At 69.2% G+C, this 9,247-nt stretch carries 8 protein-coding genes; 4 read left to right on the top strand and 4 right to left on the bottom strand.

Going from position 1 to position 9,247, the window contains the following annotated elements; translation table 11 throughout:
- Positions 1–148 precede the first annotated feature (148 nt).
- Positions 149–586: a MarR family winged helix-turn-helix transcriptional regulator gene (locus JHN63_RS41220; RefSeq protein WP_026150457.1), complete on the bottom strand. Its 438-nt coding sequence runs from the start codon at positions 584–586 to the stop codon at positions 149–151.
- A 164-nt stretch (positions 587–750) separates the two neighbouring features.
- On the opposite strand from JHN63_RS41220, the gene JHN63_RS41225 reads away from it, so the two are divergent.
- Positions 751–933: a ribbon-helix-helix protein, CopG family gene (locus JHN63_RS41225; RefSeq protein ID WP_200690251.1), complete on the top strand. Its 183-nt coding sequence runs from the start codon at positions 751–753 to the stop codon at positions 931–933.
- A gap of 19 nt (positions 934–952) precedes the next feature.
- Here JHN63_RS41225 and JHN63_RS41230 read toward each other — a convergent pair whose 3' ends face one another.
- A complete protein-coding gene (locus JHN63_RS41230; protein WP_200690252.1) occupies positions 953–2,347 on the bottom strand; it encodes an NCS2 family permease in 1,395 nt (464 codons plus the stop codon).
- A 132-nt stretch (positions 2,348–2,479) separates the two neighbouring features.
- Between JHN63_RS41230 and JHN63_RS41235 the strand changes: the two genes are divergently transcribed.
- The 3 genes from JHN63_RS41235 (at position 2,480) to JHN63_RS41245 (ending at position 5,725) form a co-directional block, all read left to right on the top strand.
- A complete protein-coding gene (locus tag JHN63_RS41235; RefSeq protein ID WP_200690253.1) occupies positions 2,480–2,773 on the top strand; it encodes a DUF2530 domain-containing protein in 294 nt (97 codons plus the stop codon).
- 113 nt (positions 2,774–2,886) lie between these two features.
- Complete coding sequence (locus tag JHN63_RS41240) at positions 2,887–5,283, top strand: cation-translocating P-type ATPase (protein ID WP_200690254.1); 2,397 nt, start codon at positions 2,887–2,889, stop codon at positions 5,281–5,283.
- A 40-nt stretch (positions 5,284–5,323) separates the two neighbouring features.
- Positions 5,324–5,725 (top strand): hypothetical protein, encoded by a 402-nt coding sequence (locus JHN63_RS41245; protein WP_200690255.1) that lies wholly within the window; start codon positions 5,324–5,326, stop codon positions 5,723–5,725.
- Positions 5,726–5,762: 37 nt separating this feature from the next.
- On the opposite strand, the gene JHN63_RS41250 is transcribed toward JHN63_RS41245, so the two are convergent.
- Complete coding sequence (locus JHN63_RS41250; RefSeq protein WP_200690256.1) at positions 5,763–6,707, bottom strand: hypothetical protein; 945 nt, start codon at positions 6,705–6,707, stop codon at positions 5,763–5,765.
- 286 nt (positions 6,708–6,993) lie between these two features.
- Positions 6,994–9,247 (bottom strand): molecular chaperone Hsp90 (locus tag JHN63_RS41255; RefSeq protein ID WP_200690257.1); only part of this gene is annotated, 2,254 nt, incomplete at its 5' end.

Genomic DNA, 9,247 nt, shown 5'->3' on the forward strand with positions numbered 1-9,247 from the left:
CTTCAGCGAGCTGAACATCGAGGACTTACCGGGGGTGTCAGGGGTGGGCGGGGAGCCGGGGGTGGCTGGCGCGGGTGCGGAATCTGCTCCGGGTCCCGAACTCAAAAGTGTCGCCTCCTACATAGAACGTGCGGGCATGGGAGCCCGCTTACAGGTGTGCGAGTTTCTCCAGCACGGGGGCGGCGGCGACGATCTTCGCCCACTCGTCCTCGTCGAGGCCGTCGACCAGACCGGCCAGGAACGCGTTGCGCTTGCGGCGGCTCTCTTCGAGCATCGCCTCTGCCTGGGGGGTCTTGGTGACGACCTTCTGGCGCCGGTCTTCGGGGTGCGGCTCCAGCTGGACCAAGCCCTTGGCCTCCAGCAGCGCCACAATGCGGGTCATCGAGGGCGGCTGCACATGCTCCTTGCGAGCGAGCTCGCCAGGGGTCGCGCTGCCGCAGGTGGACAGGGTGCCCAGCACCGACATCTCGGTGGGGCTCAGTGACTCGTCGACCCGCTGGTGCTTGAGTCGGCGGGACAACCGCATCACGGCTGATCGCAGGGAGTTCACAGCGGCAGCGTCGTCGCCATGGGTAAGGTCCGGCATGTTCTTTAGCTTAACTCATTACTCTCGCTAAAGACCAACTGGATACCGATACGACACGCCGAGATGCCCGTGACCCTGGCCACTGAACCCTCCCGTCACCCATATGAGTGATACCGGCGCGGAACGTCACCCACCGCCCGGAACCGCCCCGGACCCTCGTCTACATGGGGACCAGCGTGCTCAGCCTGCGGATAGACGGGGAGCTGCTCGAACGGCTCCGACACCATGCGGCCAAAAGGGGAATGAGCGTCCAGGACTATGTGGTCCAGACGCTCATCCGGGACGACTTCGACGAGCGGTTCAAGACCGCCGTCGACGAGACCGAGAAGTTCTACGGGGTCACGTGACAGCCTTTGAAGGCGCTGATCACGTCAGACCCAGCGCCGGCATCAGGTAGTAGAACCCGAACACCGCCGCCACGACGTACATCGGCACCGGGACCTCCCGGCCCCGGCCCGCCACCAGCCGCAGCACCACGAACGTGATGAAGCCCATGCCGATGCCGTTCGTGATCGAGTAGGTGAACGGCATCATCACCATCGTGATGAAGGCCGGGATCGCGATCGTGTGGTCGGCCCAGTCGATCTCCTTGACGGAGCCCGCCAGGATCAGGAAGCCCACCGCGAGCAGTGCGGGGGTGGCCGCCTGGGACGGGACCATCGTGGCGATCGGCGTGAGGAACAGCGCTACGGCGAAGAGCGCGCCCGTGACGACGTTCGCGAAGCCCGTGCGGGCACCCTCGCCGACACCGGCCGTGGACTCCACGAAGCAGGTGGTGGCCGACGAGGAGCTGGCACCGCCGGCCGCGACCGCGATGCCGTCGACGAAGAGCACCTTGTTGATGCCGGGCATGTTGCCCTCGCCGTCGGTCAGCTTGGCCTCGTCGCTGATGCCCATGATCGTGCCCATCGCGTCGAAGAAGCACGACAGCAGGACCGTGAAGACGAAGAGGACGCCGGTCAGCACGCCGACCTTGCCGAAGCCGCCGAACAGGCTGAACTTGCCGATCAGGCCGAAGTCCGGGGTGGCGACCGGGTTTCCGGGCCACTTCGGGGTGGTCAGGCCCCAGGAGGGGATCGTCGCGACCGCGTTCACGATCACCGCGAGGACGGTCATGGTGACGATCGAGATCAGGATCGCGCCGGAGACCTTGCGGACGATCAGCGCGAGCGTGAGCAGCGTGCCGAGGATGAAGATCAGCACCGGCCAGCCGTTGAGGTGACCGTCGCCGCCGAGCTGGAGCGGGACGGTGGTCTGGGCGGCGTCCGGGATGCGGGAGATGAACCCGGAGTCCACGAGCCCGATCAGCATGATGAACAGGCCGATACCGATCGAGATCGCCTTGCGCAGTCCGTACGGCACGGCGTTCATCACGCGCTCGCGCAGCCCGGTGGCCACCAGCAGCATCACGACGAGACCGGCCAGGACGACCATGCCCATCGCGTCCGGCCACGACATGCGCGGCGCGAGCTGGAGGGCGACGACGGAGTTCACGCCGAGTCCGGCGGCGAGCGCGATCGGGACGTTGCCGATGACCCCCATGAGGAGGGTGGTGAACGCGGCGGTGACGGCGGTGGCGGTGACCAGTTGGCCGTTGTCGAGGTGGTGCCCGTACATGTCCTTCGCGCTGCCGAGGATGATCGGGTTCAGCACGATGATGTACGCCATCGCGAAGAAGGTGGCGAACCCGCCCCGGATCTCCCGGGGGAGCGTGCTGCCCCGTTCGGAGATCTTGAAGTAGCGGTCGAGGGCGGTCTGCATTGGATGTTCCTACGAGCAGAAGTGGACAGACGGAAACCGTTTCAGTATGAACATATGAAGACGTCAGGCGCTATCTCCGCGCGTAGACAACCGGAGATCCACGGGTCCTGTCCCGCCTCGTAAGCTGGGGGCATGGCGAAGTGGACACCGACACACGAGGCACCGGAGCCCCTGGAGGGCCCGATCGTCCCGACCATCATCGGCGGCACGATCCTCTGGTTCGTCCTCTTCCTGGTACAGCTCCCCTTCTACGGCTGGTTCGACGACCACGGCCATCTGTGGTGGCTGTGGACCTGCCTGGCCGGGTCCGGACTCGGGCTCATCGGTATTTGGTACGTCCGCGGGCGCGATGCCGCTCTCAAGCGGCTGGCGGCCGAGGCGGCGGCGGGCTCCTCTCCTGCCGGCCCCTCCGCTGCTGCGGAGTGAGGAGTTCCCCCTACACCCCTGGCATCATCCCGCCCCGTCCGCCGTCCTCCCCTGGTCGGATCTTCCGGGCACTCGGCGGGTGAAGCCGTAAATCCGCACGTACCGTCGAATGCATGACGCACACCGACGCGGGCGCCGAACTCGATCCTGTGCACCCCGTGCCCATTCCGCCCGCACGGGCCCATGGACTCAGCACCGCCGAGGTCGCCGAGCGGGTGGCGCGCGGGGAGGTCAACGACGTCCCGGTGCGCAGCAGTCGTTCGCTCGGCGAGATCGTGCGGGCCAACGTCTTCACCCGGTTCAACGCGATCATCGGCGTGCTCTGGCTGATCATGCTGTTCGTGGCGCCGGTCCAGGACAGCCTGTTCGGGTACGTGATCATCGCCAACACCGGGATCGGGGTCTTCCAGGAGTGGCGGGCGAAGAAGACCCTCGACTCCCTCGCGGTGATCGGCGAGTCGAAGCCGACCGTACGGCGGGACGGGGCCGCCGTCGCGGTGAGCACGTCGGAGATCGTGCTCGGGGATCTCATCGAGATCGGGCCCGGCGACAAGGTCGCGGTCGACGGGGAGTGCGTCGAGGCCGACGGCCTGGAGATCGACGAGTCGCTGCTCACCGGTGAGGCGGATCCGGTCGTGAAGCGGCCGGGGGATGCGGTCATGTCGGGGAGTTTCGTGGTCGCCGGCGGTGGCGCGTTCGAGGCGACGAAGGTGGGGCGTGAGGCGTACGCCGCCCAACTCGCCGAGGAGGCCTCGCGGTTCACGCTGGTCCACTCCGAGCTGCGGACGGGTATCTCCACGATCCTCAAGTACGTGACGTGGATGATGATCCCGACCGCGATCGGGCTGGTCATCAGCCAACTCGTCGTCAAACAGCACGGGTTCAAGGACTCCATCGCGCGGACGGTCGGCGGGATCGTCCCGATGGTCCCCGAGGGACTCGTCCTCCTCACCTCGGTGGCCTTCGCGATCGGGGTCATCCGGCTTGGCCGGAAACAGTGCCTCGTCCAGGAGCTTCCGGCCATCGAGGGCCTCGCCCGCGTCGACACGGTCTGCCTCGACAAGACCGGCACGCTCACCGAGGGCGGCATGGACGTCACCGAACTGCGGCCGCTCGGCGGGGCCGACGAGACGTACGTACGCAAAGTCCTCGGCGCGCTCGGGGAGTCGGACCCGCGGCCGAACGCGTCGCTGAAGGCGATCATCGCCGCCTATCCGGACAGCGAGGAGTGGCGGTGCGTGGAGTCGCTGCCCTTCTCCTCGGCGCGCAAGTACAGCGGGGCGTCCTTCAGCGAGGGCGACGGGGAGTCGAGCACATGGCTGCTCGGGGCGCCCGATGTGCTGCTGGGCGCCGACGATCCCGCGCTCGCGGAGACCGGGCGGCTCAACGAGCAGGGGCTACGGGTGCTGTTGCTGGCCCGGGTCGCGGGTGAGCTGGACGATCCCGAGGTCGCGCGGGAGGCCGAGGCGACCGCGCTCGTCGTCCTGGAACAGCGGTTGCGGCCCGACGCGGCGGAGACGCTGCGCTACTTCGCCGAGCAGGACGTCCACGCCAAGGTCATCTCCGGGGACAACGCGGTGTCGGTGGGCGCGGTGGCCGGGAAGCTGGGGCTCACCGGCCAGGTCGTCGACGCCCGTCAACTCCCCGCCGATCAGGAGGAGATGGCGAAGTCCCTGGACGAGGCCACTGTGTTCGGGCGGGTCACCCCGCAGCAGAAGCGGGACATGGTGGGGGCGTTGCAGTCGCGCGGGCACACGGTCGCGATGACCGGGGACGGCGTGAACGACGTACTCGCCCTGAAGGACGCCGACATCGGGGTGTCGATGGGCTCGGGGTCCGAGGCGACGCGGGCGGTCGCGCAGATCGTGCTGCTCAACAACAGCTTCGCGACGCTGCCTTCGGTGGTCGCGGAGGGGCGTCGGGTCATCGGGAACATCACGCGGGTGGCGACGCTGTTCCTCGTGAAGACGGTCTACTCGGTGCTGCTGGCGGTGCTGGTGGTGTGCTGGCGGGTCGAATACCCCTTCCTGCCACGGCACTTGACCCTGCTGTCGACCCTGACGATCGGCGTCCCCGCGTTCTTCCTGGCGCTGGCACCCAACACCGAGCGTGCGCAACCCCACTTCGTGCGGCGGGTGATGCGGTACTCGATCCCGGGCGGGGTGATCGCCGGGGCGGCGACCTTCGTGACCTATCTGATCGCCCGTCACTACTACACGGGGAAGGGGTCGTTGGGGGCGGAGACGAGTGCGGCGACCCTGACGTTGTTCCTGATCTCCATGTGGGTGCTGGCGATCATCGCGCGGCCCTACACGTGGTGGCGGATCACCCTGGTGGCGTCGATGGGGGCGGCGTTCGTGGTCGTGCTGGTCGTGCCGTGGCTTCAGCACTTCTTCGCGTTGAAGCTGGTGGGGGTGACCATGCCGTGGGTCGCGGTGGGGATTTCGGCGGTGGCGGGGGTTCTGCTGGAGGTGGTGTGGCGGGTGGTGGATCGGCGGGTCTCGGTCTGAGGGGACCGGCTCCTGGGGTGTCGTCGGGCAGGATGGGGCGATGCCCTTCGATCAGCCTCTGCCTCGCGAGCTGAAAGCCATCGATACGGCCTCGCTGTTCAGGCTGGAGGAGCGGGCGGGTGACCTCGGTCTGAGCCAGCGCTTGGAGTCGGGGTGGGTGCGGGCCAACGCGGCGCCCGACGCCACGCATTACCTGCGTCCGGCGCTGTGGCACTCCCTGTCCCACCGGCCGGATGTGCCACGTCAGTTGCGGTGCGAGCTGTTGATCACGCTGCGCGCGGGGGACCGCATGCTGAGCCTGCTGGACGTTCTTCCCGACGATTTCGCCCCGCTGCCGAGAGTGACCTCGCGCGAGGAGGGCCTGGAAGTCGGCCGGCTCCTGGGCCATGCGCCTCCGGTCGGCGAACAGCTGTCGCGGAACGACACGGACCCGCGCCCCTGAAGAACAGGGCGCGGGTCCGGGGTCGCACCGCTGCTGCTTACTTCACGTCGACGTAGTCGCCCGTCGCGTTGATCGGGGCCGTGGTGGGCGTGCCCGCGAAGCTGTAGCGGAAGTAGCCGTCGACCGTGGCCTTGACGGTGGTCTTCAGGCTGCCGTTGGAGGTGGTCTTGATGGTCTTGACCGTGGTGTACGTGGTGGCGTTCTTCTTGCGGAACTGGAGCTTCACCGGCTGGGTGGAGTAGCCGGTGTAGTTGTTGGCGTCCCAGTTGGCGCGGGTCAGCTTGCCGGTGACCGTGATGGTCTTGCCCTTCTTGACGGGCTCCGGGGTGGCGTTGACCGTCAGCTTGGACAGGCGCGTGACGTTCGGGGAGGCGAAGCCGCCCTGGTCCGCGAGGCCGACCTTGGTGATGTCGAAGGTGGCGCTCGTCGGGTCCTGGCCGTTCAGCGCGATGGCCTCGGCGCCGGCCTTCCAGGCACCGGCGTCGGTGTTCGTCAGGTCGCCGTCGCCCGGGTAGATGTCGATGGTGGCCTTGCAGGAGGCGGTGGTCGCCGAGGTGACCGTGCAGGTGCCGGCGTCCTCGCCGAACAGCATGTTGGTCGGGTTCGCGTAGGTGCCCTTGTAGATGTACGGACCGGTGAGGAAGTCGGCCGCGGTGATGTCGACGTCGGCGCCGTGCGTCAGCGTGTACGTGACCGGCACGGAGACGTGGGCGGCGGCGCCGACCACGATCGGCTTGCCGCTGTGCACCTTGACGTTGGAGAAGGTGACGTTCAGGGCGTACGGCTCGTCGTCCGCGGGTGTGGCGACGGTGGAGCCGGACAGGGTGGCCTTGCCGGAGGCGGCGTGGGCGGCCTCACGGATCTTCGCGACGTCCGCGCGGTACGAGCCGGCGTCGGAGCCCGCGGCCTGCGCGGCCGGTACGGCGAAGGCGGAGAGAACCAGGGCGCCGGAGACGGCGGCCACGGTGGCGCTTATGCGCATGCGTTCCCCAAGTGGAGAAAGGGGGCCCCGGCGCGCTGGTCGTTCCGTACGGCTCGTCGTCGGCGCCGGGGGCCCAAGTGATGGCGGAGCCTGTTGGCTCACGTGGTGTGATCCGCGGCGGGTGGTGAAGGTTGTACGTCGAATCAGTTCTTTGTACGAGGATTGCGAACTGATTACCTGGTCGTCCGCAGGGGTGAGTGGGGCAGCGTGTGCCGGCACACGCTCTTCCTCGCTTTTCTGGACATGCGGGACCGGCCCCGGAGGGCCGGCCGGGCTCAGTCGCAGCTCAGTCGAACCAGCGGTCCCGGGCCAGTTCCTCGGTGCGGGACGGGTCTTCGAGGAGGGCCGCGACCTCGAAGCGGCGCGGCCACTGAGCGGCCGCCCAGGCGAGGCCGGCCGCGACGCCTTCCAGGGTCGAGGCGTGCAGTACGCCGTCGCGGGTGCGGCGCCAGTCGATCTCCACGCCGTCCACGATCAGTTCGTCGTGTTCGACGTACGTGGTGGGGGTGCGCGGGCCGAGGAGGACGCGGACGGAATCGGGTACGTCGTGTTCGGTGCCCTCCGAGTCCACCGAACCCGTCACCGACTCGCTCAGGCGTCGTACCTGGAACAGTTCGGCCAACTCGGCTGCCCTGGAGGGGCGTACGGGGAGGAGGGGGATGTCGGTGGTGAAGGGGAGCAGGTCCGGTGAGTCGACGACCATGGCTTCGGTGGCGTCCACGACGGTGACCTCGCCGTTGACCACGGCGCGCAGGTCGTCCGGGAGGGTCACCTGGTCCGGGTCCAGGTCGGCCAACGCGCTGTAGAGGGCGTGCAGTTGGGAACCGGTGACCTCGCGGTCCGGGTCGGCGAGGCGGTCCAGGAGTTCGGCGGCTCCGCCGGGCTCGTCGAGGAGGGCGGCCACGGAGGTGCGTACGCCGAGTGCCCGGAGTACCTGTTCGTCGTCGAAGCCGGTCGCGTCCGCCTCGTCGTAGAGGCCGCGCAGGAGCGGGTCGCCGCCTGCCGCCAGGAGGCCGGCCGGGCGGCGGCCGTCCAGGACCGGGTGGCCGCGCAACCACCAGGCCGTGTACGGGCGTACGAGCTCGTGGGTGCCGTCGGGCAGGAGGATGCGGACCTGTTGGGTGATCGCGTCGCGGAGCGGGGGCTGGGCGAGGAGGGCGAGGGCCTGGGGCCAGCGGTCGTCGTCGACCAGGTCCAGGTCGCGGACCGCTACGAGTTCCGTTGCCACGGGGGGTACGGGGGTGTCCGGGAAGCGGTCCAGGACGTCTTCCGACCACACGTCCACGGAGTCCAGCAGGCCGGGGTCGTCGGGTTCCGCGAAGTCGCTGTCGCGGGGCTCCAGTTCGTCCGGGTCGAGGACCACGTCGGTGGCCCGGACGAGGGCGAAGGTGGCGAGGACTCCGCAGGCGGCCAGGGGTTGTTCGCCCCAGCGGTCTGCCAACTCGGAGTCGACGAAGGCCAGTTCGTCCTCGCGCATCACCTGGGCGAACGGGCTTCCGGGGAGCACCAGTTCACCTGCGGGCGCCAGTTCCCCCTCCTCGTCGGGCAGGGCCAGGGCGCCGAGCCAGGGTTCGTCACCGGGCTGGAGATCCGCGTCCCGGACGAGGGCGAGGACGGTGTCCGCCAACTCCTCGGCGTCGGGGGCGGGTTCGTCCCATACGGCGCCGCCCTCGTCGTCGATGGAGGCGGCTACGGCGGCCCGGACCTGAGGTGTCGTGAGCACCGCGCGGGGTGTGGCGGGGAGCGCGCCGAGCTTCTCCAGGAGGGGGTGCGCCGCGTCGGGGTGGGCGACCTTGAGGCCGAGGCGGGCGAGGATCTCGGGTTCCACCTGGGCTGAGTCGGGTGTGGGGAGGAGGACTTGGCGGGGGCCGATCGTCGTCCTGCCGTCCGCTAGGGGTACGGGCAGTCCGGAGAGCCTGTCGGGGTCCACGCCCGCGAGGCTGTCGTAGAGCCGACGCCACCAGGCGGGGTCCTTCTCCAGGCCTGCCAAGCGGTCGACCGCGTCGGTGAGGGGGACGCGGGCCACGCCCAACGTCCGTAGTTCCACGCGCCGTTCGAGGCCTGCGGGGAGGAGGGTGGGGAGGACTTCGGCGAGGACGCGCACGGTGTCGGTGCCCGCGCCCTCGATGACCTCGGCGTCCCGGGGGCGTAGGGCCTCGGGCAACTCGCGCTCGTCGGTGGGGAGTTCGGTGGTGGGGGCTTCGGTGGTGAGGTTTTCGGTGGCGGGAGGCTCGACGGCGGGTGGGAGGAAGGCGGTGCGCGGCAGGCGGTGCAGGATCGCCTGGCGCAGGGTGCCGTCCAGCTCTCCCTTGGCCAGGGGGCCGGGGACCAGGTCGATGATGCCGGTGGTCACCGGGCGCCAGGCGGCGAGGAGTTCGACGTACGCGTCCGCCGCGCGCTCCACGACGAAGTCGGTCAGCGGGCCGGGGGCGGCGTGCCTGCGGGTGGTGTCGAGCGGGAGGGACGCGATGAGGAGCGCGGGGACGCCGAGGGGTTCGTCGCTGGGGGTGGGGGCGTGCACGACGGGGTTGGTGCGGGGG

Origin of the sequence: Streptomyces sp. MBT65 (assembly GCF_016612545.1) — a bacterium.
Lineage (GTDB): Bacteria > Actinomycetota > Actinomycetes > Streptomycetales > Streptomycetaceae > Streptomyces.

Excerpts from the sequence above, each read along its gene's own strand:
- JHN63_RS41220 (WP_026150457.1), bottom strand. The coding sequence starts at position 586 with ATGCCGGACCTTACCCATGGCGACGACGCTGCCGCTGTGAACTCCCTG.
- JHN63_RS41225 (WP_200690251.1), top strand. The coding sequence starts at position 751 with ATGGGGACCAGCGTGCTCAGCCTGCGGATAGACGGGGAGCTGCTCGAA.
- JHN63_RS41230 (WP_200690252.1), bottom strand. The coding sequence starts at position 2,347 with ATGCAGACCGCCCTCGACCGCTACTTCAAGATCTCCGAACGGGGCAGC.
- JHN63_RS41235 (WP_200690253.1), top strand. The coding sequence starts at position 2,480 with ATGGCGAAGTGGACACCGACACACGAGGCACCGGAGCCCCTGGAGGGC.
- JHN63_RS41240 (WP_200690254.1), top strand. The coding sequence starts at position 2,887 with ATGACGCACACCGACGCGGGCGCCGAACTCGATCCTGTGCACCCCGTG.
- JHN63_RS41245 (WP_200690255.1), top strand. The coding sequence starts at position 5,324 with ATGCCCTTCGATCAGCCTCTGCCTCGCGAGCTGAAAGCCATCGATACG.
- JHN63_RS41250 (WP_200690256.1), bottom strand. The coding sequence starts at position 6,707 with ATGCGCATAAGCGCCACCGTGGCCGCCGTCTCCGGCGCCCTGGTTCTC.